General features: G+C 67.0%; 23 protein-coding genes. 12 read left to right on the plus strand and 11 right to left on the minus strand.

Annotated elements, in window-relative coordinates; all coding sequences use genetic code 11:
* Nucleotides 1–95 precede the first annotated feature (95 nt).
* From ACFDTH_RS05040 to ACFDTH_RS05050, 3 genes are read left to right on the plus strand one after another with little or no spacing between them, the layout of a single operon-like run.
* On the plus strand, nucleotides 96–1,754 hold the full coding sequence (locus ACFDTH_RS05040) for a glycoside hydrolase family 43 protein (RefSeq protein WP_375286415.1): 1,659 nt from the start codon (nucleotides 96–98) through the stop codon (nucleotides 1,752–1,754).
* Entirely contained in the window at nucleotides 1,751–3,685 is a 1,935-nt protein-coding gene (locus ACFDTH_RS05045) for a sialate O-acetylesterase (RefSeq protein WP_375286416.1), read from the plus strand. Before ACFDTH_RS05040 ends, ACFDTH_RS05045 begins: the two co-directional genes overlap by 4 nt.
* A complete protein-coding gene (locus ACFDTH_RS05050) occupies nucleotides 3,682–5,307 on the plus strand; it encodes a DUF5597 domain-containing protein (protein WP_375286417.1) in 1,626 nt (541 codons plus the stop codon). Before ACFDTH_RS05045 ends, ACFDTH_RS05050 begins: the two co-directional genes overlap by 4 nt.
* On the opposite strand, the gene ACFDTH_RS05055 is transcribed toward ACFDTH_RS05050, so the two are convergent.
* Entirely contained in the window at nucleotides 5,298–5,795 is a 498-nt protein-coding gene (locus ACFDTH_RS05055) for a thioredoxin-like domain-containing protein (protein ID WP_375286418.1), read from the minus strand. The two genes, ACFDTH_RS05050 and ACFDTH_RS05055, sit on opposite strands and share 10 nt — an antisense overlap.
* Nucleotides 5,782–7,878 (minus strand): TonB-dependent receptor plug domain-containing protein, encoded by a 2,097-nt coding sequence (locus tag ACFDTH_RS05060; protein WP_375286419.1) that lies wholly within the window; start codon nucleotides 7,876–7,878, stop codon nucleotides 5,782–5,784. The genes ACFDTH_RS05055 and ACFDTH_RS05060 overlap by 14 nt, the downstream gene beginning before the upstream one ends.
* Nucleotides 7,879–7,973: 95 nt before the next feature.
* Between ACFDTH_RS05060 and mntR the strand changes: the two genes are divergently transcribed.
* Entirely contained in the window at nucleotides 7,974–8,402 is a 429-nt protein-coding gene (gene mntR, locus ACFDTH_RS05065; RefSeq protein ID WP_375286420.1) for a manganese-binding transcriptional regulator MntR, read from the plus strand.
* 145 nt (nucleotides 8,403–8,547) lie between these two features.
* On the opposite strand, the gene ACFDTH_RS05070 is transcribed toward mntR, so the two are convergent.
* The 7 genes from ACFDTH_RS05070 to ACFDTH_RS05100 all read right to left on the minus strand — a co-directional run bounded on the left by ACFDTH_RS05070 (nucleotide 8,548) and on the right by ACFDTH_RS05100 (nucleotide 16,882).
* Complete coding sequence (locus ACFDTH_RS05070) at nucleotides 8,548–9,618, minus strand: hypothetical protein (protein ID WP_375286421.1); 1,071 nt, start codon at nucleotides 9,616–9,618, stop codon at nucleotides 8,548–8,550.
* A 28-nt stretch (nucleotides 9,619–9,646) separates the two neighbouring features.
* Nucleotides 9,647–10,264, minus strand: a complete 618-nt coding sequence (locus ACFDTH_RS05075; protein ID WP_375286422.1) for a hypothetical protein — start codon at nucleotides 10,262–10,264, stop codon at nucleotides 9,647–9,649.
* Nucleotides 10,261–12,246 (minus strand): AAA family ATPase, encoded by a 1,986-nt coding sequence (locus ACFDTH_RS05080; RefSeq protein ID WP_375286423.1) that lies wholly within the window; start codon nucleotides 12,244–12,246, stop codon nucleotides 10,261–10,263. Before ACFDTH_RS05080 ends, ACFDTH_RS05075 begins: the two co-directional genes overlap by 4 nt.
* Nucleotides 12,247–12,270: 24 nt before the next feature.
* A complete protein-coding gene (locus ACFDTH_RS05085) occupies nucleotides 12,271–13,608 on the minus strand; it encodes a hypothetical protein (RefSeq protein WP_375286424.1) in 1,338 nt (445 codons plus the stop codon).
* Nucleotides 13,605–14,321, minus strand: coding sequence for a DNA adenine methylase (locus ACFDTH_RS05090; protein WP_375286425.1), 717 nt, complete (start codon nucleotides 14,319–14,321; stop codon nucleotides 13,605–13,607). The genes ACFDTH_RS05085 and ACFDTH_RS05090 overlap by 4 nt, the downstream gene beginning before the upstream one ends.
* 464 nt (nucleotides 14,322–14,785) lie before the next feature.
* On the minus strand, nucleotides 14,786–16,129 hold the full coding sequence (locus ACFDTH_RS05095) for a sensor histidine kinase (protein ID WP_375286426.1): 1,344 nt from the start codon (nucleotides 16,127–16,129) through the stop codon (nucleotides 14,786–14,788).
* Nucleotides 16,130–16,132: 3 nt separating this feature from the next.
* The gene (locus tag ACFDTH_RS05100; protein WP_375286427.1) at nucleotides 16,133–16,882 is read right to left on the minus strand and encodes a response regulator; all 750 of its coding nucleotides are present in this window, start codon (nucleotides 16,880–16,882) and stop codon (nucleotides 16,133–16,135) included.
* Nucleotides 16,883–17,013: 131 nt separating this feature from the next.
* On the opposite strand from ACFDTH_RS05100, the gene ACFDTH_RS05105 reads away from it, so the two are divergent.
* The 4 genes from ACFDTH_RS05105 (at nucleotide 17,014) to ACFDTH_RS05120 (ending at nucleotide 19,907) form a co-directional block, all read left to right on the plus strand.
* Nucleotides 17,014–17,583: a hypothetical protein gene (locus ACFDTH_RS05105; protein WP_375286428.1), complete on the plus strand. Its 570-nt coding sequence runs from the start codon at nucleotides 17,014–17,016 to the stop codon at nucleotides 17,581–17,583.
* Between the two features lie 64 nt (nucleotides 17,584–17,647).
* A complete protein-coding gene (locus tag ACFDTH_RS05110) occupies nucleotides 17,648–18,073 on the plus strand; it encodes a hypothetical protein (RefSeq protein WP_375286429.1) in 426 nt (141 codons plus the stop codon).
* Nucleotides 18,074–18,082: 9 nt separating this feature from the next.
* A complete protein-coding gene (locus tag ACFDTH_RS05115) occupies nucleotides 18,083–18,892 on the plus strand; it encodes a sterol desaturase family protein (protein ID WP_375286430.1) in 810 nt (269 codons plus the stop codon).
* Nucleotides 18,893–18,905: 13 nt separating this feature from the next.
* Nucleotides 18,906–19,907, plus strand: coding sequence for an alpha/beta hydrolase family protein (locus ACFDTH_RS05120; RefSeq protein ID WP_375286431.1), 1,002 nt, complete (start codon nucleotides 18,906–18,908; stop codon nucleotides 19,905–19,907).
* A 110-nt stretch (nucleotides 19,908–20,017) separates the two neighbouring features.
* Here ACFDTH_RS05120 and ACFDTH_RS05125 read toward each other — a convergent pair whose 3' ends face one another.
* Nucleotides 20,018–20,848, minus strand: coding sequence for a hypothetical protein (locus tag ACFDTH_RS05125; RefSeq protein WP_375286432.1), 831 nt, complete (start codon nucleotides 20,846–20,848; stop codon nucleotides 20,018–20,020).
* Between the two features lie 73 nt (nucleotides 20,849–20,921).
* Here ACFDTH_RS05125 and ACFDTH_RS05130 point away from each other — a divergent pair, with 73 nt between their 5' ends.
* The 4 genes from ACFDTH_RS05130 (at nucleotide 20,922) to ACFDTH_RS05145 (ending at nucleotide 24,273) form a co-directional block, all read left to right on the plus strand.
* Nucleotides 20,922–22,451 (plus strand): TolC family outer membrane protein, encoded by a 1,530-nt coding sequence (locus ACFDTH_RS05130; protein WP_375286433.1) that lies wholly within the window; start codon nucleotides 20,922–20,924, stop codon nucleotides 22,449–22,451.
* Between the two features lie 120 nt (nucleotides 22,452–22,571).
* Complete coding sequence (locus tag ACFDTH_RS05135) at nucleotides 22,572–23,159, plus strand: RcnB family protein (protein ID WP_375286434.1); 588 nt, start codon at nucleotides 22,572–22,574, stop codon at nucleotides 23,157–23,159.
* A 71-nt stretch (nucleotides 23,160–23,230) separates the two neighbouring features.
* The gene (locus tag ACFDTH_RS05140) at nucleotides 23,231–23,566 is read left to right on the plus strand and encodes a hypothetical protein (RefSeq protein WP_375286435.1); all 336 of its coding nucleotides are present in this window, start codon (nucleotides 23,231–23,233) and stop codon (nucleotides 23,564–23,566) included.
* Nucleotides 23,567–23,688: 122 nt separating this feature from the next.
* Nucleotides 23,689–24,273, plus strand: a complete 585-nt coding sequence (locus ACFDTH_RS05145; RefSeq protein WP_375286436.1) for a DUF4410 domain-containing protein — start codon at nucleotides 23,689–23,691, stop codon at nucleotides 24,271–24,273.
* Here ACFDTH_RS05145 and ACFDTH_RS05150 read toward each other — a convergent pair.
* Nucleotides 24,237–25,616, minus strand: coding sequence for an ATP-binding protein (locus tag ACFDTH_RS05150; RefSeq protein ID WP_375286437.1), 1,380 nt, complete (start codon nucleotides 25,614–25,616; stop codon nucleotides 24,237–24,239). The genes ACFDTH_RS05145 and ACFDTH_RS05150 overlap by 37 nt on opposite strands.
* Nucleotide 25,617 lies beyond the last annotated feature (1 nt).

Consider the following 25,617-nt stretch of genomic DNA (forward strand, 5'->3'; position numbering starts at 1 on the left):
CGGGCTGCATCTGGCTGCGCTCAAGCACTGGACGCCTGGCGACCAGAGCCTCGCCACGGCCGACGACCTGGAAGGCTTTGCGCAAGGTGGCAATGATGTCCGCCGCTAATCGGTTGGGCTGGACGCTTCTGGCGGCCGCTGCGCTTGTGTCGCCGGCTTCGGCCGAGCCCGCTCGGTTCGACTGGTTCCGCTATCAGGGTGAGCCGCAGGAGCGGGCGACCGCCGGGCCTGGCGAGTACCGCAACCCGATCCTGCCGGGCTATTATCCCGACCCATCGATCACGCGGGTGGGCGAGGACTATTATCTCGTCAACTCGTCCTTCACGCACTTCCCCGGCCTGCCCGTGTTCCACTCGCGCGACTTGGTCAGCTGGCGACAGATCGGCAACGCACTCGACCGGGCGGGGCAGTTCGACTTCAAGGGGCTCGGCCTTTCGCGCGGGATCTTCGCGCCGGACATCTCGTTCCACGACGGCCTGTTCTACATCGCCGGGACCTGCGTCGACTGCGGCGGCAATTTCGTGATCACCGCGCGCGATCCGGCGGGGCCGTGGTCCGATCCGGTCTGGCTCGGCTTCGAGGGGATCGATCCGTCGATCTTCTGGGACGGCGAGGCCGCCTGGATCGTCAACAACGGCGCGCCGGCAGAGGTGCCGCGCTATGATGGCCACCGCGCGATCTGGCTCCAGCGGTTCGACTGGCGCGCGCGCCGGATGGTCGGATCGCGCACCGTCCTCGTGAACGGCGGAACCGACATTGCCAAGAAGCCCTCGTGGATCGAAGGGCCGCATCTGCTGAAGCGGGACAGCTTCTATTACCTGATCGCGGCCGAGGGCGGCACCGGCGATCAGCATTCCGAAGTGGTGTTCCGGTCGCGCGACCTCGCCGGCCCGTTCGAGCCGTTCGCGGGCAACCCGATCCTCAGCCAGCGCGGGCTCGATCCGGCCCGGACGCATCCGGTCACCTCGGCGGGCCACGCCAAGTTCGTCGAGACGCAGAGCGGCGAATGGTGGGCGACCTTCCTGGCGACGCGGCCCTATGCGGGTGACCTCTACACCATTGGGCGCGAGACCTTCCTGCTGCCGGTGACCTGGCGCGACGGCTGGCCGCAGGTGCTGCCGCACGGCGCCGGTATCCCGTTCGTGGCGAAACGGCCGAAGCTGCCGGCGGCGCCGGTGCGCGCGCCGCAGCCGGATGGCGCGATCCGCTACGTCGAGGAATTCGACGGCGCGAAGCTTGGCCCGGAGTGGATCGGCGTGCGGGTACCACGGGCACCGGTCTACCGTCTGGAGGGCGGCGCGCTGGTGCTCGACGGCGGGGCGAAGCTGGGCGACACGGGCGGGGTGCCGGCGTTCGTCGGCCGGCGCCTTCAGCAGCATGTCGCCACCGTATCGACGCAGGTGCGCTTCGCGCCGGCCCAGGAGGGCGACCGCGCCGGGCTGGCGGCGGTGCAGAGCGATCGGTCGCACCTGTTCTTCGGGGTGACCCGGATCGGCGGGCTCCGTCAGGTGGCGCTCTACACGCGCGACAAGGCGGACGCGGACACCTTGATCGCGTCCGCTCCCGTTGCCGACGGGCCGGTGACGCTGACCCTCCGCATGAACGGTGGCACGATGGCATTCGACTATGCCGCGGGCGGCGACACGCGGACGCTGCGCGCCGACGTGGATGCTTCGCTGCTCACCACCGCACGAGCGGGCGGGTTCGTCGGCACGGTGATCGGACCCTATGCATGGACGGGAGGCGACGAATGAAGAAGAGCGCGTTGCTGGCGCTGGCGCTCATCGCGGGCTGTCCGGCCGCGGCCGAGACCAGGCTCGATCCGCTGTTCGGGAACGGCGCCGTGCTTCAGCGCGACCGGCCGATCCGGGTGACCGGCCGCGCCACCGCCGGCGAGACGGTGACCGTGGCACTTGGCCCGGTGCAGGCCAGCACGCGTGCCGGCGCGGACGGGAGGTTCGAGGCGATGTTGCCCGCGACCCCGGCGGGCGGGCCGTTCACCCTCACCGCCAACACGGCCACCGCGACCGATGTGATGATCGGCGACGTCTTCCTCTGCTCGGGCCAGTCGAACATGGAGATGTCGGTCGCCCAATCGCAGGATGGCCAGTCCCAAGCCGCCGGCTCCGCCGACCCGCGGCTGCGGCTGTTCACCGTCGCCAAGCGCGCCGCGCTGGTGCCGGAGCGGGACCTCGGCGAGAATTCGGGCTGGCAGGTCTCCGGACCGGAAACGGTGCCGGATTTCTCGGCCGCCTGCTTCTACATGGCAAAGACCTTGCGTGCCGCGCACCCGGATGTGCCGATCGGCGCGATCCATGCCAGTTGGGGTGGGTCGCGGATCAGCACCTGGATGAGCGATGCGGCGCTGACCAAGACCGGGCTGGGTGATCTCGCGGCGCTGCGTGCGCTCTACGCGCGCGATCCGCAGGCAGCGGCGCGGCGCTTCGGCGAGGCGTGGGGCGCATGGTGGCGCGTGGGCACGGGCGACCGGCCCGGCGGCGAGCCATGGCAGGCGACGGCGGCGCTCGGCTGGAAGCCGGTGCCGAGCATCGGCTTCTGGGAGGACTGGGGCGATGCCGAACTCGCGAAGCATGACGGCATGGTCTGGTATCGCCGCGAGGTGACGCTCACCGCGGCACAGGCGCGCCAGGCGGCGACGCTGGCGATCGGCCGCGTCGACGAGGCGGACCAGACCTGGGTCAACGGCAAGGCAGTCGGCGCTAGCGGCAACCACCAGGTCGAGCGGGCCTATGCGCTGACGGCGGGCACGCTCAAGGCCGGGCGCAACCTGATCGTGGTCAACGCGCTCGACAGCTATGGCAAGGGCGGGATGATCGGCCCGGTGGAGGCGATGCAGTTGCGCTTCGCCGATGGTAGCCATGTGCCATTGGGCGACGGCTGGAACTATGCGATCGAGCGCCGCCGCCCGGTCGCGCCGCCACGCGCGCCGTGGGAGGATGTCGCCGGCGCGGGCACCATCCGCAACGCGATGATCGCGCCGCTCGGCCGGATCGGCCTCAAGGGCGTCGCCTGGTATCAGGGCGAGTCGGACGTTGCGATCCCCGGCTATGCCAAGCGACTCACTGCATTGATGGCGGACTGGCGCGGCCAGTTCGGGGCGCCCGACCTGTCCTTCGCCATCGTCCAGCTTGCCGGCTTCGGCGCCACCGCGGGCGGGGCGCCGGCGCCGAGCGGCTGGGCCGAGCTGCGCGAGGAACAGCGGCAAGCGGTGGCGGCTGACCGGCATGCGGCGCTGGCGATCGCGATCGACCTGGGCGACCCGCGCGATATCCATCCCGGGCAGAAGCATGAGGTCGGCCGCCGGCTCGCGCACGCGATGGCAAGCCTCGCCTACGGCGCTACCGAGCCGGCCTCCGGTCCCGCGATCGAGAGCGCCACGCGCAGCGCCGATGGCGGCGTGATGCTCACCTTCACCAACGTTACCGGCGCGCTCGCGCCGCGCGGCAGCACCGTCGCGATCGGCTTCGAACTGTGCGGCGCCACCCAGCAAAGCTGCCGCTTCGCGCTCGGCCGCACGGAGGGCAGCCGCGTCACGCTGCCGGGCGACGCCGCGCCGGTGACTCGCGTCCGCTACGGCTGGGCCGATACGCCCAGCGTCAATCTGTTCGACGGTGCGGGTCTGCCCGCGGGTCCGTTCGAGATCGAGATAGGAGACGTGCGATGATCAAGGGGATGTTGGCGGCGGCGCTGCTGGTGACGGCGGCGCCCGCGCTCGCGCAGGTGGAGCTGCGCCGCGAGGGCCAGGCGCACCAACTGGTCGTCAAGGGCCAGCCCTTCCTGATGCTGGGCGGCGAGCTCGCCAACTCCAGCGCGTCCAGCCTCGATTATCTCCGGCCGCATTGGGCGGACTTCAAGGCGGCGCACATGAACACGGTGGTGGCGCCGGTCTCCTGGGAGCTGATCGAGCCCGCCGAGGGCCGGTTCGACTTCGGCAGCGTCGATGGCCTCATCCGCGACGCACGCGCGCACGACATGAAGCTGGTGATCCTGTGGTTCGGCAGTTTCAAGAACAGCATGTCCAGCTACGCTCCCGCCTGGGTGAAGCGTGACCAGGCGCGCTTCCCGCGCGTGCAGATCGCCAATGGCGAGGGGCAAGAGATCCTTTCCGCCTTCCACCCCGCCAACATCCAGGCCGACGCCAAGGCGTTCGCCGCGCTGATGGCGCACATCAAGGCGATCGACGCCGCGCAGAACACCGTGGTGCTGGTGCAGGTGGAGAATGAGATCGGCATGCTGCCGACCGCGCGGGAATATGGCGTGGAGGCGAACCGTGCGTTCGCGGCGCCCGTGCCGGCCGAACTGCTGGCGCATCTCCAGGCCAATCGCACGCGCCTGGTGCCGCCGTTGCGCAAGCTGTGGGAGGAGAATGGCGCCAAAGCGAGCGGCAGCTGGGCCGAGGTGTTCGGCCGCGGCCCTGCCGCCGAGGAGGTGTTCACCGCCTGGCATTACGCGCGCTACGCCGAGGCGGTCACCGCCGCGGGTAAGGCCGCCTATCGCCTGCCGATGTACGCCAATGTCGCTTTCAATCGACCAGGCAAGCTGCCCGGCGAGTATCCGAGCGGCGGGCCCCTGCCCCATCTGATCGACGTGTGGAAGGCGGGCGCGCCCTCGCTCGACATGCTCTCGCCCGACATTTACTTCCCGAACTTCGGCCAGCTGATCGCCCACTACGACCGGCCCGACAATGCGCTGTTTATCCCGGAGGCGAACAATGCCGGGCGCGACGAGGGCGCGGCAGAGGCGTTCCTAGCCTTCGGCAACCATCGCGCGATCGGCTACAGCCCGTTCGCGATCGACGATCTGGAGAAGCTACCGAAAAGCCGCTTGGCGCAGGGTTATGACGTGCTCGCGCAGCTGACCCCGTCGCTGCTCGCCGCGCAGGCGCAGGGCCGCGCGGTGGGCGTCAAGGCACCGGTGATGTTCGACGGCACCATCCTCGCGGAGCCGCAGGTGGTGGAGCTGGGCGGCTATCGCTTCAGCGTCAGCTTCACCGACCCGTGGACGCCGCTGGCCGAACAGAAGCTCGCGACGCATGGCGGCATGATCCTCCAGGTCGGCGAGGACGAGTTCCTGATCGCCGGCAGCGGCCTGTGGATCACGCCGACGCCGGTCGGCCCCGGCCCGCACATCGCCGGCATCGAGAGTGCCTGGGAGGGCCGGTTCGAGGCGGGCCAGTGGCGCCGCGGCCGCCTGCTCAACGGCGACCAGACCCACCAGGGCCGGCGCGTCCAGTTCCCGCGCGATCACTTCTCGATCCAGCGCGTGCGGCTGTATCGCTACGACTGACCAAGCGGCTGGGCGCTGAGCAACGCCTTCAACATGCGCCGCGGCGCGCTGCTGCCGTCGGGGTGCCAGCTGGTGCCCGTCAGCCGCCCCGTCCGGTCGAGCGTGACGAGGCCGGGCAGCGCCGCGCCGCCGAGCGCACGCAGGCGGCGGCGACGCTCGTGGTCGCAGGGCAGCAGCAGCCAGGGCATCCGGCTGGTACGCGCATAGTCGAGCGCAGCGGCGCAGCTCGCATCGTCGCTGACGAACACCACCTCGATGCCTCGGGCGCGCAGGTGCGGATAGGCGGCGGCGAGTTCGGGCACGAAAACTCGGCACGGACCGCACCAGCTTGCGCCATAATAGACCGCGACGGTCCGCGCCTCGTCCGGCAGCGCCGCGCGGGTGACGCGGCCATGATCGAGCCGGTGGAACCCGTTGCCGAGCGGCACCGGCGCGGCCGCGGCGATGCCTGCCGCAACGAGCGGCGGCAGCAGCCTAGAAGCGCGCATTGATCCGCACGAACAGCGTGCGCGGCAGGCGCGGTCCATAGACATAGTCGCTATCGCGGGTAGCGCCGCTCTCCAGGTCGCGCTGACGTGCGTCGGTCAGATTCTTGATGCCGAACGTCACGTCGACCTCCTGCCCCTCGTCCCCCACCCGGATGTGGCGCGTGCCGGTAAGATCGAGCACGAGGAAGTCGTCGCTCCGCCGGATCGCTCCCTCCCTGTTGTTCAGCACATCCATCTTTCCCGTATATCGCGCCGCGAGCAGGACATCGAACGATGATGCCGCACGCCAGACCAGCTGGCTCACCCCGGTCAAGCGCGGCGACTTGAGGTAGCGCCTCGTCGCGATCACGGTCGCGCCGTCGTCAAACACGACCTGAGGATCGTTGTAGCGGGCTTCGATGAAAGCGAAGCCTACGCTGGCGTTCAGCACCTGCGAGAAACGATAGCCGGCGGTCATCTCGCCCCCGGCCACGCGGCTGCCGCCTACATTCGATCGCGTTCGAAACAGCGTGCCATCGACAGTTTCCTCGATCTCGCCGAGGAAGAATGTGTCGCGTAGCTGGGTGAGATATGCCTGGCCGTCCAGCGTGAAGGCGCCGTCGCCAAAGGTCGGCCGCCAGTCGAACCCGAGCGCGAAACTGTCGGCGCGCTCGGCGGTGAGCCTCGGCGCATTGCGGATGCGGATCGGAGCCGCGCCGAGCACGTCGATATGGATGTCCTCGCTGAAGACTTCCGGCGCGCGATAGCCGGTCGAATAATTGGCGCGCAGCACCAGCGCCGGGTGCGGCGATGCCCAAAGACCGAGGCGCGGTGACACGATCACCCCGTCGATTTCGGAGCTCTTGTCGACACGGCCGCCGAGCACCAGCCGCAAGCCTTCGGCAAGCGTCCACTCGTCCTGCACGAATCCGCCGAGGGTGTGGAAGCCGTCATCCACGATCGTCGCGAGCCGCTTGCCATCGACGGTCTCGCCATGGTCGGCCACATGTTCGCTGCGGTATTGAACGCCGCCAAGCAGCGCGTGACCGCCGGACAGCGTTTCCAGCCGCACCTCGCCATAGTGTAGCGTGTCGGCTGTACGGCCATATTGGTTCCGACTGAGCGCGACCGCTTCCGCTAAGGCGCTCGGGTCGAAGCCGGGCGCCGACGCGTCGGTTTCGACGTCGCCTAGTCCGCCGTAGAAGCTATGGCGCTTGAGATGCGACATCGCATATGTGCCGATCAGGCGCGTATCAGGGCCAAGCTGCTGCGCGATGCTGATCGACCCGCGATGCACGTCGCTGTCGATCGCTTCGGCGATATTGGCGAGGTAGGCGGGGCGTTCGAGGCGGTTGCCGCCCCGGCGCCGCTCGGCCGTGAACTGATAGTCCAGCGCGATCGTGGTGCCGGTCGCCGGCCGCCATTCGCCGCGCGCCCCGGCGATGGCCAGCTTGCGGCGCGCAAGCTCACTATAGCCATCGTCGTTCAGGTCGACTGCCGGGCTGTAGTCGGCCTGCGCGAACAGGTTCACGTAACCCCGTTCGAAGCGTTTGCCGGCAAGCAGCGACCCAAATGCCGTCGAGTGTCCGTCGATCAATTGCGTGTCGAGGGCCGCGCGAACCGTAGTCCCTTCCGGCCGCAGAGGGATCACATTGACGACACCGGCGACCGCGCCCGGACCGTATAGGACGGAGGCACCGCCCTTCACCACCTCGATCCGCTCGACCAGAACCGCGGGGATCTGCTCGACCCCATAGACCGCAGCCACCCCCGTCACCAGCGGCAGACCATCCAGCAGGATCTGGTTGTACGCGCCGGGCAGGCCGAGCAGCTGGATCTCGGTCGTGTTGCAGTTCTGGCAGTTGCTCTCCGACCGGGCCGCAGGAAGAAAATCGATCGCATCGGCAAGATTGCGCGGCGCGGCGCGCTCCAGCACCGCAGGGCCGATCACATCGGTCCGCACCGGTGCCTCGCGCAGGGTACGCGGCGTGCGCGTGCCGGTCACGACCACCGCATCGTCACGAACGGGCGACTGGTCCAGCGCTGCGGCCTGAACCGATGTACCCGCCGCCGCCCACGCCAATGCCGCTGCGATCGCGTCCACCAATCACCTCCTGCTGAGTGTCTTAGCTATAGCTAAGTCTCAAGCGCAGGCGCAAGTCCGTTGGCGACCTCGACTCCGCGATCTAGACTGCGTCGATGCCACTGCCCGCCGCCGATCGCGCCGCCGCCTTCCGCAAGACCCGCGAGGCCCATCTCACCGAGGTCGCGGAGGATTATGTCGAGCTGATCGGCGACCTGATCGCCGCAGAGGGCGAGGCCCGCCTGACCGACATCGCCGAACGGCTTGGCGTTTCCCAGGCGACCGCCTCGAAGGTGATCGCGCGGCTGCGGCGCGACGGGCTGGTCGAGAACAAGCGCTATCGCGCGATCTTCCTCACCGATCGGGGCAAGGCGATCGCCGACGCCTCGCGCGAGCGCCACCGCATCGTCTTCGAATTCCTGATCGCGCTCGGGCTGGACGAGGCGGTGGCACATGCCGATTCCGAGGGGATCGAGCACCATGTCAGCGAGGTCACGCTTGGCAAGCTCGGCGAACTCACCGACCGATTGCGGGCCGCCAGCTAGCCGCGACAATGGTGCCCCGCGCAGGATAAACCTGACGAATATGAGTCGCCGTTTATACTACTATAGGACCGCCGCCAGATGCCGGCTATCGCCCTACGCCGTACTGCGAAGCCATTAGTCTTACTGCGCAATAATTGGTCTCGAATCAGACAGGCGCAAAGTGCGACCTTCTCGGATTTAGGAAGAATCGCACCGGCGGCGCGAAATCGTCGCGCGATTGCGAATGATCTGGATCATAGCGAAGGACGTCGTTCGCGAAGTGCATCGCGTCCGCCTCGACGAGCGGATCGGCCGCGCTGCGGATGTTTCGGCGGCGCGCATCGAAGACCACAAGATAGCCGCGCGTCGCGGTGCTGGCGGTGTGTCGCACCTCGCGGTCGAGATAGTCGGCTAACTGGTCGGCCCCTTCCTGGGCGCGGGGCGGACCATAGTCGGTATAAGTGGGCTCCGGCGCGGGGTTGCGGGACCGCGCGGTGGACCGTCCGAGCCATTTGACCTCGATTAGCGCGGAGGCGCCGGAGGCGAACCATTCGACGCGGACATCGACCGGCTTGGTCTCGTCGGTGTTGTGCTCGGGCCGAGCATTGGCGTCGCGCAGGACCAGTTGCAGCGCCTGGATAAGCGAGTCCCGCATGATCGATTCGGGCCGGTTGACCAGGACCAGCCGCGGACCATCGACGCCGCCTTCCCAGACATCCGCCAGGATGCGGCATTTCGTTTCCCGAGCGAATTCGCTGTAGCGCGAAAGCGCCTCCTCAAGGCTGTTCAGCGTAGCATTGGCGAAATTGCTGGCTAGGATCGGTGAGACCTTCTGGACATAGTCGTCGTGGTGTTTGGCGAGAATCCGATCGACGCCACTGTCGTAGCGATAGACTAGCGCGTCGGCGGCGGCCGCCTTGAGGTCGATATCCGATCCGAGCTGAAGGAAACGGAAAGTGCCATCCGGCACCAGTTCGATCAGGCAGTGCGCGCCGGCATCCGCGCAGGCGAGCGCGGTGCCGAGTTCCTCATAAGTCTGAAACGCTGACGGTGCGCCCCAGGCCGCGACCATAGGCGTCGCCGGCGTCGCGCTCATGCCGATCATCACCGTCAGCGTCCCGCCCAGACTTTCGGGCGGATAGCGCTGATAGATCAGCTTGACGGCATCGAGGAGCGCGGTGATCGCGCGCGCGCCCGGCTCGCCGAACGCCTCGCTCGCGTGTGGGAGATAGGCCATGCGCACCAGCGCTTGGACGTTTTCGAGGTTAATCAACGGGCGCGTCCTCCGTCCGCAGGATCCGCGCACACAGCCAGATAACTGCGGGTGAAAGCAGATCCTTCACGTCGGCACCGAGCACCGAACTGACGATGCCATATTCCTCGTAGAGCAGCTCGATGTCGTCGGCCTGGAGCAGGAGGCGCCGCTGGCCTAGCCGGACCGAGGCGGCTAAGCCCGGCGTCTGGCCGATCGCATGGCGGATCGAGCCGACCGGAAGCGCGAGCGCGCATTGCGTCGCCGCGCGCAGCCACTGGCGCCGGTCGACCCAGGAACCCAGGGTCAGAAGGCTGCCGATCTCCGCCGCCAGCTCGTCGTGGCGCGCGCTCATCAAGCCCGCTCCATCCTCGTCGACTAAGCCGCGCGCGACGACCATCGACCGTGCCGTCTCGAACTGGACGCTGAACGGGAATCCTTCGGACGTGACCGCGAACGGATAGCCCCAATCGCCAACCGCCTGGCCTTTGAAGAGGCCGAGGATGCAGCCGAGATAGGCATAGAGATGGGCTTCGATGACCGTCATCGGCATGACCGACGCCGGCGCATCGGCGGCGATCGCCACGGCGTCGAAATACGCTTCGGGAATGATGTCGGCCGCGCTGGTCAAGTGAGCGCCGCGTCGATCGCGTCATAGGCTTGGGTGAACAACGCTTCCTCGGTCTGCTGCACCTCGCTCAGGTCGGTCCAGTCGGTCATGCGCACGATCTGCATCCCCGCGCTTTTCTGAAGCCCGGCGAGACGCAGCACGAGCTGCGAGCTGCGCAAATTGGCGGTCATCAGCACGCGATTGCCTTCGGCGACGAACTTCGAGAACATCGAGCCCGCGCGCGCCTCATAGGCGATGTCGAGCGAGCCTTCGGGCGTGTCGACCAGGAGCGTGGCGGCGCCGTCCGCCATATATTCCGACAGTGCCATGCGCAGCGCGATGTCGATGAAGAAGCGCTGGCTTTCCGACACGGTATCGGGCTGCGCGCGCAACTGGTCGTCCATGCGCATGCGCAGGCCGAAGCCGGAATCGTTGGCGCCCTGGCGATGCTCCAACTCGACGTCGATCGGCAGTCCGATGAAGTCCTCGGCGAGCTCGCGGAACCTGGGGACGAAGCGCTCGGAACCCGCCTCATACTGCGCCTTGAGCGCCTTCTCGTGGACGCGAAGCTGATCGCGCAGCTCGTCGCGCTTTTTGTAGTGCGCCTCGCTCTGAGCAAGAAATTCCTGGCGTTCCTTCTCGAGCTTGTCGATTTCCTGCTGGATCGCGGAGAAGCTGGACCCGCTCTGCACCTTGGCGAGGCCCGCCGCCTCCTTCTCCTCGAACTGCCTAAGCTCCTCGGCTGCCGCCTCCTCGCTCGCCTGGGCGGCGGCGAATTCGTCGCTGATGCGCGCGCGGCTGTTCAGGATCGTGGCGAGGTCGTCGCGGATTTGGGCGATCTCGCGATCGAGACGCTGCAGTTGGGCGATGGCGTCCGCATCGGCGCCGGATCGGTCGAGAACGCTGTCGCACAAGGGGCAATCGCCCCTGTCGAGAGCGGCCTGAATCTTCGCGGCGACATGGACGGTGCCGCAAAGCGCGCAGCGATCCTCCGACAGAGTGGCGCGGACGATCGGATGATGGTCGACCGAGGAGGATTGCTGCAGCCGGCTCGAGAACAGGCGGCGATATTCGAGCTGGGTTTCGGTAAGCGAGGCGCTGAGGTCGGTCCATTTGAGGTCGGCGTCGCGCAACTCGGCTTGCTTGCGGCGCATGCGCTGCTCGGCCTCGGCCTGCCGGCTGACAAGCGCGTCGTGCTGGGCCTGAAGCTCGGCGCCGGTCGTATGATCGTCGGTTTCGGTGCCCTTGAGCAGATCGGCGAGCTGTTTGATGCGATCGGCGACGTGCCGCGCGGAAAAGCGAACGTTGCGGCCGCGCGAGCTTTCCCGGTCCATGTCGCGCTGGAGCTTGTCCGCGGCCTTTGCCGCGACGGGATCGGCGCCGAACGCAAGATACAGCGCGTTGGTGAGCGCCGCGTCGTCCCACATCAAGAGATGCCGGCCTTCGTCGAAGGTGGCGACAAAATGCATGAGGAAGACGAACTGCGCGAAATCCTCGAGGCCGGCCAGCGCGAGAACCTTGGCCTGATAGAGGCCGGTCAGGTCGCTGCCGTCATCGTCGCTCGATTGGCGAACGTCGGTCGCGCCGGAGGCCAGGTCGGCGATTGCCAGGCGCGTGACTCCGGCGGTGCCGAACAGGTCGCGGGTGACGCTCACGGTGGTCGTCGGCCAGGCAAGGTCGACGGTGACGCTTGCGATCGGGCGGGCATGCTCGCTGATGCGGCCGCTGAAATAGTCGTCGGCGCGGTCGGCGCGCCCGGCGTTGCGGAGATAGTCGTGGGCTGACTGGAACTTGCGGCTGGGATCGGGGATCGCGCCGGTGATCGCGAAATTGATGGTGTTCAGGAAGGTGGACTTGCCGAGGCCATTGGCGCCGATGAGGCAGAAGACCGGACGTTCGATTTCGGCACGGGCATTCGGCTCGTTGGAATAGAGGTCGAAGTTCGCAAGCGCGACCCGCGCGATCGTCGGCAGGGAGATCTTGCGATCGGCAATGTCAGGCACCTGGCGTCTCCCCTCAACTCCGCGTCACACGCGCTCGAATACCAGGCAGTGTTCGGACAACTCGAATCCCCCTCCGTGCTGCGAGCTGTTGCGCATTGATCGGATAGCGCCGCTCTCGGTCAGGCGAAAGCCCAGAGGCTGCACGCATTCGACGAGAATGGAGGCGACATCGACGTGGATGCCGCCATATTGGCTGTCGCCGATCGCGACGACGGCGTGCCGGCCGGGCGCAAGAATTCTACGGAGCTGCGCGAAGATCATGGCGAGATCGTCGAAATAGAAGCCGATCATCTCGGGAATGTGGGGATTCCACAGGTCGCGCCTGGCGCGGCGCAGCGCGCCGAGCGTATCTTCAAGCGCTGCCGAGGCGGCTACGCGCTGCGTCTCGTGCCATTTCATCTGCACGTGCGAGCGCAGGGTCTGATGGCGCAAGGTGCGATTGTCGGGGCCGGACTTCAGGTAGCCGAGCATCCACAATTCGAGATTATAGACGTCGGTATAGTCGAAGGAGTTGGGGTAAGGCGGCGAGAAGACTGCGACGTCCGCCGTGTCGACGTTCGCCAGCGTGCTCCGGGCATCGCCGCGATGGACCACATGGCGGCCTCGGCGCGGTCCGGCATAGGAGGTGAGGTCGGCGGCGGCCATGTCGACCGCATCGTCGAGGCTGGCGATGAGGTCGGCGGCCGAGCGAGGCCGCGTTTCCCAGCCGCGGCGGTAGCGCCGGCCTTTGCCATTGATGGTCACGTTGCTGTTGGGGACGAGCACGGACCCCAGCAGCACCCTGAGCAGTCGTGCCTCGTCGGGCGGCAGGGCGGCCGATGCCCGAACGATCGCGCGGACTGTCGCATAGACGTCGGCGGCGAAGACGAAGCGTCCTTTGACGCCGGGTTCGGCCATCGTCGGTGGCATGCCCTCGATGGGAAGGCTGTCGCCGGGCTCGCTCTCCAGGTCCGACAGCAGGCGATCATAGGAAGCGCAGAAGCTGGCGGCCGGCACGGGCGTAAGCTTAGCTTCGATAAGATCCGCCAGGAACGGATTGACCTCGATGACATCCGACGAGATGCCGAGCATGCGGCAGGTCACGGCGGTCGTGCCGCTGCCCCCGAACGGATCGAGGCATCGATCGACCTTGTAGGGCAGCGCGCCCAGAGTGTCGGCGACGAACTTGGGGGAAAAGGCTTCCTTGAAGTGGAACCACCGTTGGAAGGGAATGTTGGCCGCGCCCTGGTTCGATGAGGTCGGCGCGGCTTCGGCATAGCATTCGAGCCAGTTGCCGACATCGCTCAGTGCGACTCGGCGGCGAGCCAGGCGCTGCGAGGTCCGAACCGTCTCCGCCAGGGGCGCGCGCCAGAATTCCGTCATGCCGCGCATCCTCGGCGCCGGCCGGCAAGCAGGCGCTCGGCGAAGCCAGGCTCGATGTCCGACGACTGGATCAGCGCGGCGAGCACCGCGCGGCGCTCGAGGTCGGGCAGCCGGGCGAGTTTGTGCACCCATCGGCTGGTCTTGCGGCGAATGCGTTCCCGCTCGCGGAAGCTGCCCCCGATCGGCGCATAGTCGTGGAGGTCGGGCGAGAATTCGAAGTTCGCCCATAGCCGTTCGCGGCGCGGCCCCGCATGGCTGACGTTGACGAGTTCCTTGACCTCCCATCCCTGAAGCGCCTGCTCGTAGAGCGCCGAGGGATAGCCGGAGATCATGACCCGGCAGTCGAGCTTCAGGAGGGCATCGAGGAGCCTGCAATGATCCTCGTCGGTATATTCATGCCGGTAGTAGCGGCGGTTCTTCTTGGTGGCCGCGACATAGGGCGGGTCGACGTAGAGCAGTTCGCCGCCGTCGAAGGCGTAGCCGGCGAGAAATGCGAGCGCGTCGCCGGTATGCAGCACGAGCCCCGGCACGTTCCAGGCGCTCGCCGCCCGGACGACCTGCGGGTCGATATCCACGCCGATGCTGACCCGCGCCGGGCGCTTATTGCGCATGACCGCGCCGCCGCCGAGGTGCGTTTCGATATAAGTGTCGTGCGGCGGCATCAGGGACACGATGTCCTGCCAGAGCCGCCCCTTTCCGCCCGCATATCCCATGCGCGCACTCATCGTCATTTTTGACGATGCAGTCAAGCGCGATAAAGGGGCGGATGGCCCGACCAGAATGATGCCCGCATCAGGATTATTGAGAAAGTCTGTCCAGCGACGGGTGTGAAATCAGAATCCGCTACTTCACCCGGAGCGATTCGAACGAAATTACCGAAGCGCTACGCCGCCCCTACTACGTTGAACGCCCAGCGGTTTGATTGGTCGTAGCCGCTGCGGTCCCTGCGTAGAAGACGGCGGCAATCGGCGGTATTTGGCGCCCCGCGCAGGATAAACATAACGAGTACGTCTCGCCGTTCGCACTACTATAGAACCGCTGCTTGGCGCTTGCTACCGACGTGCGCCGCATTCCGGTGCCCCCGATCCTATGCACGTCAAAAGTCCGGCTCTCTTGACCGGCAGGTCTCAAGGTGCGCTACCGAACGGCAAAGGGCGCCCGACGTGCTTTTCCGACCTCAGTCCGCTACATCAGCCGGAGGCAAGGCGATCTCGACACGAAGCCCCTTGCCGCTTTCGGATCGGAAGGAGACCTTGCCGCCCATCGCTTCGGTGAGGGCGCGCACGATAGCCAGGCCGAGGCCGGCCCCGCCGGTCCGCCGGTCGCGCGAAGGATCGAGCCGTACATAGGCCGTGCCGAGCACCATGAGATCATGGGGTGCGACGCCCGGCCCGTCGTCCTCGAACGACCATATGGTCCGCGCGCCCGCTCGTTCGATGCGGACCGTGACGGTGGACGCGTAGCGCAGCGCATTGTCGACCAGATTGCCGAACACGCGCTCCAGCCCGGCTGGATTGCCGAGCACGGGACACGCGACCGGGATGTTCAAGTGGATGCGGGCGTCGTGCGGATGCAGCGCCGCGAGATCGCGCGTCAGTGCTGCGAGATCGACGACCTCGAGCTCGCGGCGCTGCCCCTGTCCGAGGCTTGCGAACAGCAGGCTGTCTTCGAGCAACACCGACATCTGCTCCAGGTCGCGCGTCGCGCGGGCGCGCTGTTCGGCATCCTCGATGAACTCGGCGCGCAGCTGCAGCCGAGTGAGATAGGTGCGCAGGTCATGCGCAATGCCGGCGAGGATGAAGGTTCGCTCCTCGATAAGCCGCGCGATGCGATGCTTCATGTCGTTGAAGGCCTGCGCGAGGATGCGGACTTCACGGCTGCCCTCCAAGCCGACATCATCGGCCTGCAGATTCTCGCCGAGCGCGCGGACGCTTCGGGTCAGCCGCTGCAGCGGCTTGGTCGTCTGGCGCAGCGCGACCCACAGGACCAGCAGCAGCGCGGTGCCGCCGAGCAAGCCGACCATGCTGCGCTGGGCGAGATAGGCGCGCAACCCGTCGGCCGGCCGGCCGGTGAGCACCAGCACTTCGCCGCTGCGCAGCCAGACCGTCACCCGGATCGGCACCAGGAACCTGACCGGCCGCGCACGGTCGCCGAGCATGGCGTTGAGCCGGCCGGGGCCGCCGTCGACGGTGACATTGTGGTCGGCGAGCGCGCGGCGATAGTCGAGGGCGAGCGCCTTCATCCGCTCGGGCACCTCGTGAAAGTCGTCCGGCGCGGCCGGCCTCAGTTCGATCTGGAACAACGATCCGTTGAAATTCTCGACGAGCCGGGCGCCTCCTGCCGGGCCTGCGGCTTCGACCGCGCGCACCAGCTCGGCAAATGCGGGCGGCGAAGGAAGTCCGTAGCGGCCGCGATCGTCGATGCGCCCGGGCAGCTGGAGCACGACGACGAGAAGCAGCTGGAGGAGCACGAAGCCGACCAACAGGATGGCGCCGATCCGGAAGGAGAGCGTTCCGCGCACGGCTCAGCCGCGCCGCACCGGGGCGACGAACACATAGCCGCCGCCGCGCACCGTCTTGATCAGCGCCTCGCTTTGGGGATGGACGGCTAGCTTCTTGCGAAGCCGGCCGAGTTGCACGTCGATCGTCCGGTCGAACGGCGCCGCCTCGCGGCCGCGGGTCCAGTCGAGCAGTTGTTCGCGCGAGAGCACCCGCTGCGGACGGGTGACGAGGCAGTGGAGCAGATCGTGCTCGCCGCCGGTCAGCTCGATGGCGATGCCGTCCGGGCTGATGAGGCTGCGCGCATCGGCGTCCCAGGTCCAGCCTGCGAAGCTGTAACGATGGCCGCCGGGCGCTACGATCATGCTTTCGGACCCGCGCGACCGGCGCAGCAGCGCGCGGACGCGGGCGACCAGCTCGCGCGGATTGAACGGCTTGGGGAGATAATCGTCGGCGCCGACTTCGAGGCCGATGATCCGGTCGACGTCGTCGCTGCGCGCCGAGACGATCAGCATCGGCAGGTCGCCGATGGCGCGCATCCGCCGGCACAACGACAGACCATCTTCGCCCGGCAGCATGATGTCGATGATGGCGAGGTCGACCGGCCGCTCACTCAGCAGCATGTCGAACTCGGCGGTGGTGCGGCACGCATGGACCGACATGCCCTCGCGCGCGAGCAGCCCTTCGACGAGATCGCGAATTTCGTCGTCGTCCTCGATGAGGGCGATGTGAGGAGTGTCCGGCGTGTCCACTGCGGTGATCATGACGGCGATCATGCCGATGCGCGGAATGCCCGCAACCGCTGTTACGTTTCGTTACTCTTTGAATCCAGCGGTTCGTCTTCGCCTTACCTCACGAACCTACCTCCGGCCTCGAGGGGCACAACCTCGAATCAGGAGTTTGAACGATGCACAAGATCCTCACGGCCGCCACGATGGGGCTCGCGCTCGCCGGCAGCAGCTTCGCCTTCGTCAGTCAAGCCGAGGCGCAGACACGCGCCCGCAGCGTCAGCGTGCAGGGCGCCTATGGGCGCGGCTACGTCCGCCAGGGCAGCGTCACGCGCCAGCCGGGTTACCGCAGTGCCAGCCGCAGCGTCCAGACCAATGGCGGTCGCGGCTACAACTACAACAACAGCTACAGCCGTTCCGGAGGCGACGTCGCCGCGTCGCGCTCGCTCCAGACCAACAATGGCCGCGGCTATGCCTACAACCGCTCGGTTGACCGCGAGCCGGGCTCGGTGTCGGCCGATCGCAGCTTCCAGGCGAACGACGGCCGCGGCGTCACATCCAGCCGCGGTGCAAGCTGGGGCAACGGCAGCTATGCCGGCGGCGCCACCCACACGACCAACGACGGCACGACCTGGGGTCGCAGCACCAGCATCACGAACAACGGAGACGGCAGCTACAGCGGCTCGGTGGTGCGCACCCGTCCCGATGGCTCGACGGCGAGCCGCTCGACGACCGTGACGCGCGATTGATCCCCTTCCGGGCCGGTGCGCGACGCGCCGGCCCGGCCGACATCCACTTGAAAGACCGATCCCCATGCGCAGCATTGCATTTCTTGCCGCAGCCCTGGCCGGCCTCGCCTCGCCGGCGCTCGCCCAGCGCGGCGGCGACTGGTTCGCCGCCGCCGACGCCGACCGCGACGGAGCCGTCAGCCGCGCCGAGTTCGTGCGGTATCGCGACGCCAACTTCGGCCGGCTCGACCGCAATGGCGACGGCGTCGTCAGCCCCGCGGACTTCCCGCGGCTCGCCAGCCTCAGGCCGGAGGCGTTTGCCCGATTGACTGAAGCGCTCGGCGGGGCCGATCGCAACGGCGACGGCGCGATCTCGCGCACCGAACTGGCGCAGGCGCCGCCCGTGATGTTCGACCGGACCGACGCGAACCGGGACGGCCGGGTCACCCAGGCCGAATATGATGCCGGCCGCGCGCGGATGCGCGATGCCATCCAGCAGAGCCGGAACTGAGGATCCATCATGGACATCAGGCAGCATGGGCCGCTGTTTCTCTCGGTCGCGCTGATCGCGGTCCTGGGCGAGCTCGTCTGGCGGATGCGCAGCGGGCGCGGCTATGACGGGCGCGCGGCGCTGACCACGCTCGGCATCGTCGCCGGAAACGTGATCGCGGGGGCGCCGCGCGCGCTTGTGCTCGGCAGCGTCTATGGCGCCATCTGGGCCGCGGTGCCGCATCGTTTTCCCGTCGATCAGTGGCAGAGCTGGCTTGTCGGCTTCTTCGCGGTGGAGTTCGCCTATTACTGGTTCCATCGCTTCAGCCATGAAGTCCGCTGGCTGTGGGCGAGCCACGCCGTCCACCACAGCGCCGAGCAGCTCACCTTCCTCGCCTCGCTGCGGCTCGGCTGGACCAACATCCTGTCGCTCGGCTGGCTCACCTATCTGCCGCTGATCGCGCTCGGCTTTGATCCGCGCCTGGTCGTCGCGCTGCTCGCGATCAACCTCAACTACCAGTTCTTCCTGCACAGCGAATCGGTGCCGCGGCTGGGGCCGCTCGAATGGGTGTTCAACACGCCCCACCACCACCGCGCGCACCACGCCCGCAACCCCGAGTTCCTCGACCGCAACTATGGCGGCATGCTGATCGTCTGGGACCGGCTGTTCGGCACGATCGCGCCCGAGAGCGACACGCCCAAGCTCTACGGGCTCGCCGGCAAGGCACGCGAGAACAACCCGGTGAAGCTCGCTTTCCAGGAATGGGTTGCGATGTTCCGCGATTTTATAGCCGCGCGCGGATGGCGGGCGAAGGCGCGCGCGCTGATCCAGGTCCGGTAGGAAGGCATCAACGATGCATCGAGCCCGATTTGTCATCCTCGCCGTGCTTCTCGGCGGCATCGCTCCCACGGGTGCGATGGCGGCTGGGCGGGTCTGCGATGCGGTCTGGCATGACGCGACGCGCGGTCGCGATGTACCCGTTCGCATCCGCATGCCCGAAGGCAAGGAAAGAGCGCCGCTGATCCTGTTCAGCCACGGCCTGGGCGGCTCGCTCGATGGCGGGACGCTGTGGGCGCGGGCCTGGGCCGATGCGGGGTTCGTCGTCGTCCACCTCCAGCACCCCGGCAGCGATCGCAGCATCTTGCAGTCGGGAGACGGCGGTCGCCGCAGCAGGCTAGGAATGCTCCGCCAGATGAGAAACGGCGGCGGCGACCTCGGCGCCGCGCTGCGCGCGGCGATGACGCCCGAGCAGCTCGACGCGCGCGTTCGAGACGTGAAGTTCGTGCTGGACGAAATTCCGCGTCATCCCCGCGAAGGACGCTGCGCACTCAGCCGTGCCGACCTCGCCCATGTCGGCATGTCGGGCCATAGCTTCGGAGCGCACACGACGCAGGCGCTGGCGGGGCAGACGTTTAGCCGGACGACTACGGACACGGCGGAACCCCGTATCAGCGCCTCGATCGCGTTCAGCCCTTCGCCTCCGAGCATGGGCTCGGACGCGCAAGCCATGGCGAATGTACACAAGCCGTTCTTCTCGATCAGCGGCACCGAGGACACGACGCCCGCTGCCGCCGGCGTCAGCGCCGCCGATCGCGAGCGCCCCTTCCGCGCGATGCCGCCCGGTGACAAATATCTGCTGGTGCTCGCAGGCGCGACGCACGCCGACTTCAGCGGCAATGCCGGCGGCATGCGGCAGCAAGGACCGGACGAGCATGTCCGAAGGGCGGTGATCGATACGACGATCGCGTTCTGGCGTTGGGCGTTGATGGGAGATCGCACCGCTAAGTCGATGCTCGACGATCCGGGCGCGCTTCAGGCGCGCGTGGGTGGTGGCGATCGCCTCGAGCGGAAATGATCGGATGGTCGGGGCTGATCGCGCTCCTGCTTGCAGAGGGTGGTGAACGCCCATCAAGACGATTGCCGAGTTCGTGCTCACTTCCGCGCCGACTCCGAATGCCCTGAATTCTAACGTCTCCGACGTTCCTTGATAATCTCGCGCGCATCGTCAGGGGTGAAGAATCTATCACCATCACGGTCCAAGGAAGCGAAACGCTGGTCTGCGGCGCTCGCAAATTCGGCCTCCTCGACAACGAAGTTGAGGTTCCTGTCCGCGGACGCCACAGGATGTGGAATAGGTAGCAATCCGAACAATTCGAGCCCCTGCGGACGCTTCGCGTCGAGTTCTCGCAGCTTTTTCTTCAGTTCCTCAGGGTCAGGCCTTCCCAACCGTCGACCACTTGCGCCACCGGCGCCTTTCAAGAGCGAAGCGATGGACGGCTGCGATCGGCCCAAGGTCGGTGTATGGATTTCAGGGACGATCTCGTCCTCATACCGCCGCATCTCCACCGCTCCGATCCTGCCGTCGCCATCCACATCCAGATTGTGGTAGAAGCGCTCGGCGTCAGCGCGAAACTCCGAGCCGTCCAGCTTGCCATCCTGGTTGCGATCAGCCGAGGCGAACCAGGCCATGAAAGGACGTTCGTCCGATCCAGCCGATACGCGAAAAGGCTCACCCATGGGACTGACGAACAGCCCACTCTGCTCGGCCTTCGATCTGGCAACCGCCGCGGGCGCAAACGCCAGCGTCCCGAAACCACCCGCAATGGCAAGCGCCAATACCACGGCCCGCATGCTGTCTTCTCCTTCGATCGAGCAGCGATTGACCGGATCAGCGTTGCGGCAGTGTGAGCGACTGTAACGAAACGTCTCCCCCCATCTCGGATTTGCCGGCCCGTCCGCGTCGCCATCGACATCAGCATGCCGCGCGACGCGATACACTTCGTAACGATAGGTCACGATGGCGCAGCACTGCGGTGACCGAAGGCCGCCAGGGCGAAGGGGCAAAGCACCCCATCGGCAGGAACGCCCCATGCCCAAGACAGGAACACCCTTACCCCTCGACCCCATAATCCCGAAATGGCGGGCGATTCGGAAAGCCATTCTAATAGCGGCGGTCGGCACGAGCGCCTTGGCCGCTTTCTCCCAAGCGGCTCATGCTCAAACGCTTAGCGATGCCCTCCTCGAAGCTTACCGGACCAATCCCACGCTCACGGCCGCTCGAGCGAACCAGCGCGCGATCGACGAAGGCGTCCCGCTCGCCAAGGCCGATGGCCGGCCGCTATCCACCGCGGGTGCGACCTATACCGAGCAGCTCGCCCGAACCGCGCAGCCGGTCCAGGGAACCGCGGCGCTCGTCCAGACGACGCCGGCTCGGTCGTTCACGGGACAGGCCTCAATCTCGGTCCCGCTCTACAATGGCGGTTCTATCCGGAATGCCATCAAGGCCGCCGAGGCGCGCGTTCAAGCGGGGCAGAGTGATTTGCGCGGCACGGAGGCATCCGTCTTCTCGCGCGTCGTGGGGGCCTATATGGATGTGATCCGGGACAGCGAGATCGTGCGGCTGAACAGCCAGAACGTCGACACGCTCGAAGTCGGTCTCAAGTCCACGTCGGATCGATATACGGCCGGGGACGTAACACGCACGGATGTGGCGCAATCGCAGGCGCGGCTGGATTCGGCGCGAGCGGACCTGGAGCGTGCGCGCGCCCAGCTTGTGAATTCCAAGGAGAACTACTTGGCGCTGGTCGGCTCGCCACCTGGCGATCTTGCGATTCCACCGCCCCTTGCCGGCTTGCCGGCCACACCCGACATCGCGGTCGATATGGCCCTGTCGGATAATTCCGACATCGCTGCGGCACGAATGGCGACCGCCGCCGCGCGCTATGATGTGCGCTCTGCTCGCGGGACGGTGATGCCGCGCGTCTCGGCTTTCGCCAACGGCAGCTACACCGATTTTCTGGGCAGCGAGGATCCGCGGTTCATTCCGCCCACGACTCACAGCGCCGCGGCGGGACTGACAATCAGCGTGCCTCTTTATCAGGGCGGCCGGCCCGCCGCCGCGCAACGTCAGGCGATCGCCCGAGAATCCGCGGCTGTTGAACAGGCGATCGCGGTCGAGCGCGAAGTCATCGCGCAGGTTCGCGCCTCTTATGCGAGCTGGCGGTCGACCGAAGAGGCCATGCTGTCGGTCCGCTCTGCGATCCGCGCGGCCGAGCTTTCTTTGCAAGGCGTCGAGGCGGAAAATTCGGTCGGCAATAGGACGATCCTCGATGTCCTGAACGCGCGGCAAGAGCTTCTCAACACGCGGGTGCAGCTGATCGCCGCACGGCGCGACGCCTATGTCGCCGCTTTCTCGCTCCTGGCGGCCACGGGCCATGCCGATGCGCGGGAGCTGGGGCTGGATGTGCCGGCAGGCTACGATCCTGCGCCCAACTACGCGCGTGTTCGCGGCAAGCTTAGCGACTTTTCCTTCGACCCCGAGCCTGCTCCGACCGCTTCCAGAACAGTCGCACTACCGGCGCAGGACACAGGACCGGTCGCAGCTCGGGACCAGCAATAGCGCGAAGTAGAGCGGCGATACACTTTGTCACCATCGGACACCCTGGCGCAGCAATGAGGTTACCTCGCTTCGCCATTCCTTAGCCAGCAGGGGACAGTCGAGCATCAAGGAGCGACAATCATGTCTCGCATTAAAGCCATCCTGACCTTCTCGGTCATTACCTCGGCCCTCTTCGCATCAGCGGCGCAGGCGCGGCAGGGCAGCATCAGCGTCCGCGGCCCTGAGGGGCGGGGATGGAGCGCGGAGCGATCGGTTCAGGCGGGTCCCGGCGGCCGGTCCATCGACCGCGAAATCACCACCAACGACGGGCGGCAGGCCAGTATCTCCAGGGACGCCTATTGGGGTGGTGGCCGCTATGACGCGCGCACGACCGTCACCGGCCCCAATGGCGGCACTGCGACGCGCGAGGTTTCGGGCGATGCCTGGCGGGCGCCGCCGCCCGCGCCCGTGTATCGTGGCGCTCGCCCTGGATATCATTATGCGCCCGGCTATGGCTATTATACCGTGCCCCCTGCCTATTATGGTCGGACCTGGGCGGTCGGCGCGGTCGTGCCGGTCGGCCTGCGCCGATACTATGTCCCGGTTCCAGCGGTCTACGGCCTTCCCCCTGCTCCGATCGGTTACAACTGGATATTCGCGGGCAACAGGGTCGTGCTGGTGGTAGGCCACACGGGCGTAGTCGTCAGGGTCGGGCCGGTCTTCTGGTGATCGCCATGGCAACGGGCTCGATACCAACCAAAGGCGTGCCGTCCCTCACCAGACGGACCGATGATGCGGACATGACATTCGTCGGCGAGCCCAGGCTCGAACTCTGTCGCTTCTGGATCGAGGATGAGAGCAGGCCGCAGTTCCGGCTGGCCTGGCACATGACCATGCTCACCTTGCGCCGCGACCATGGCGCGGCGGCTTCCGTTCTGGTGGAAGCCGCCGACGGCAGCCTGGCTGCCACCATCCTATGGCGCGATGCCTTATCCGAAGCGCTGGCGAAAGAGGGCGAAAGCCCCTTGGTCGGACAGGGGTGCATCGAGACGATGTCCAGCAAGTTCTCTTTCCCGCGATCGGCGGTCGAACTGGGCCTGGAAGCGGCGCCGATCGCGGACGGTGGCAAGCCGTGAGTGCCGCCACCGATCGCCGCGCGACCGTTCAGAATTGTCCTGCGTCGCAGATGGCCTGTCGGCCAGCGGCAGGAGCGTGCCGATCGGCCAGCGGCCGCAGTCGTAGGCTGGCGGCCCTGACGTTGTCCCTCGTCCTTGCAGGATGTGCCGGCGCGAAGATATCCCAATTCGCAGCGCTCGCGCCGCCCCCCGCGCCGCCCGCGACCATCGTCGTCGAAGCGACTTCGCCCGGGCCGCAGGAAGCCAGTCGCCTGGAGGCGGCCCACAAACTCGAACGGCAGCTTGTCGCGGATCTGCGTAGACGCGGTCTGCCAGCGATGGCCGCGCCGTCGGCCGCTCGCTCTGCAACACGACTGGAGCTTCGGATCGAAGACTACCGGCGCGGCGACGCCGCAATGCGCATGCTGATCGGATTTGGCGCGGGCAAGTCCACGCTCGCGGTCCGCGCGATTCTTTCGACGCCGGATGGCGTGCTTCTCGATCTCGGCAGCCGCGCAAGCAGCGGCGGCCGGCCCGGACTGATATTACCGGCCGGCATCGGCGCCGCTACTGGCAAGATTGTCAACGCTGCGGTCGGGGGCGCGATAGGCGTTGCCACCAAGTCCAACCAGGGACCGGGCCGAGATATCGGAAATGTCTCCAAAGCGCTGGCGCGGCGAATTGCCGCCTATTATGAAACCGCCGGAGGATCGCTCAAGGTTGACTGAGGCGCCGGGGCGAAGACCAGCATGACGCGAAGACCGCCGGTCTCGGCATTTTCGAAGCCGACTTCGATGCCGTTGCGTTCGGCCAGCGCCAGAACGATCGCGAGCCCGAGGCCCGCGCCGCCCGTTTCCCGGTCGCGGGACGGATCGAGCCGCTCGAACGGGCGTCCGAGACGCGTCAGCGCCTGTTCCGGGACGCCCGGACCATCATCCTCGATCATCATCCTGATGGACGTTCCGACAGCGGCGACGTCAATGCGGACGTTGTCTCCATAGCGTAGGCCGTTATCGACAAGGTTGGCTACGATCCGCCGCAGCGCCACGGGGTCGCTCTCCACGATCAAGGGACCAGAGGCGAGGTCGAGCGTGACAGCGTCGCCGATCTCGGTTCGTATTTCGACGATCCGGGTCAGTTCCTCGGCGAGGTTGACCCGCAGCCGGGTTGGCGCCGGCATCGCCTCCTGCTGTGCGAACAGCAACGTATCTTCCAGGAGGTCGTGCATTTCCGCGATATCGTTGATCGCCCGCTGACGATGCTCGGCGTCGTCGATGAACTCGGCGCGGAGCCGAAGGCGCGTCAGATAGGTCCGCATGTCATGCGCGACGGCGGCGAGCAATCGCGTCCGTTCGGCGACAAGACCGCGAATGCGGCCCTTCATCTCGTTGAAGGCAGTGCTGAGATCGCGCAGTTCCTGGGCGCCTTCCTGCGGCAAGTCGGGCGCATCCAGTTCCGCCGCGAAGGTCCGGATTCGGCGCGAGAGCTGGACCAGCGGCCGGGTCGTCTGACGGACAGCGATCGCGAGTGCGAGCAGCACGAATGTTCCCAGCACCATGCCGGCATAGGCGCGGACGCGCATGTAACGCTGGACGACGACCGACGGCCTGCTGTCGATGAGCAGCCATCGCCCGTCGCGCAAACCGACCGCCAGCCTGGTGGGGTCGATGAAATTCTGCGGTCCCGGCCGATCGCCCAAAGGCCGATGGATGATGGCATCGTCACGCCACAACAGCACGGGCCGGTCGGCGAGAGCCGCCAGATAGGCGCGGCGCTGGCCTGAGACATGGCCGGTTTTCTCCGAGGTCACCGGAGGCAGCTCCTCCGCCACGCGGACTTGGAACAGAGAGTCGTCGAACGTCGCGAGCGCTGCCGAGCGGAGCTTGGGATCGATGGTCTCCAGGGTGAAAGCCATGGCGCGGACTTGATCGGGTGGCGGAAGATTGGATGCCTGTCTTTGGTAGACCTGGCTCGGCAGCAGCATAGCGAGCGTCACCATGATCTGAAGCAACACGAATCCCGCGATGAGAACCGTGGCGAACCGAAGCGACAGATTGCGTGAAACGCTCAAC

Origin of the sequence: Sphingomonas sp., assembly GCF_042096255.1 — a bacterium.
Classification (GTDB): domain Bacteria; phylum Pseudomonadota; class Alphaproteobacteria; order Sphingomonadales; family Sphingomonadaceae; genus Sphingomonas.

Bases quoted from the DNA above. Each gene is read 5' to 3' on its own strand.
- ACFDTH_RS05140 (WP_375286435.1), top strand. From the start codon at position 23,231: ATGACATTCGTCGGCGAGCCCAGGCTCGAACTCTGTCGCTTCTGGATC.
- ACFDTH_RS05135 (WP_375286434.1), top strand. From the start codon at position 22,572: ATGTCTCGCATTAAAGCCATCCTGACCTTCTCGGTCATTACCTCGGCC.
- ACFDTH_RS05045 (WP_375286416.1), top strand. From the start codon at position 1,751: ATGAAGAAGAGCGCGTTGCTGGCGCTGGCGCTCATCGCGGGCTGTCCG.
- ACFDTH_RS05050 (WP_375286417.1), top strand. From the start codon at position 3,682: ATGATCAAGGGGATGTTGGCGGCGGCGCTGCTGGTGACGGCGGCGCCC.
- ACFDTH_RS05120 (WP_375286431.1), top strand. From the start codon at position 18,906: ATGCATCGAGCCCGATTTGTCATCCTCGCCGTGCTTCTCGGCGGCATC.
- ACFDTH_RS05105 (WP_375286428.1), top strand. From the start codon at position 17,014: ATGCACAAGATCCTCACGGCCGCCACGATGGGGCTCGCGCTCGCCGGC.
- ACFDTH_RS05085 (WP_375286424.1), bottom strand. From the start codon at position 13,608: ATGACGGAATTCTGGCGCGCGCCCCTGGCGGAGACGGTTCGGACCTCG.
- ACFDTH_RS05090 (WP_375286425.1), bottom strand. From the start codon at position 14,321: ATGGGATATGCGGGCGGAAAGGGGCGGCTCTGGCAGGACATCGTGTCC.
- ACFDTH_RS05040 (WP_375286415.1), top strand. From the start codon at position 96: ATGTCCGCCGCTAATCGGTTGGGCTGGACGCTTCTGGCGGCCGCTGCG.
- ACFDTH_RS05115 (WP_375286430.1), top strand. From the start codon at position 18,083: ATGGACATCAGGCAGCATGGGCCGCTGTTTCTCTCGGTCGCGCTGATC.
- ACFDTH_RS05130 (WP_375286433.1), top strand. From the start codon at position 20,922: ATGCCCAAGACAGGAACACCCTTACCCCTCGACCCCATAATCCCGAAA.
- ACFDTH_RS05070 (WP_375286421.1), bottom strand. From the start codon at position 9,618: ATGGCCTATCTCCCACACGCGAGCGAGGCGTTCGGCGAGCCGGGCGCG.
- mntR (WP_375286420.1), top strand. From the start codon at position 7,974: ATGCCACTGCCCGCCGCCGATCGCGCCGCCGCCTTCCGCAAGACCCGC.
- ACFDTH_RS05100 (WP_375286427.1), bottom strand. From the start codon at position 16,882: ATGATCGCCGTCATGATCACCGCAGTGGACACGCCGGACACTCCTCAC.
- ACFDTH_RS05055 (WP_375286418.1), bottom strand. From the start codon at position 5,795: ATGCGCGCTTCTAGGCTGCTGCCGCCGCTCGTTGCGGCAGGCATCGCC.
- ACFDTH_RS05110 (WP_375286429.1), top strand. From the start codon at position 17,648: ATGCGCAGCATTGCATTTCTTGCCGCAGCCCTGGCCGGCCTCGCCTCG.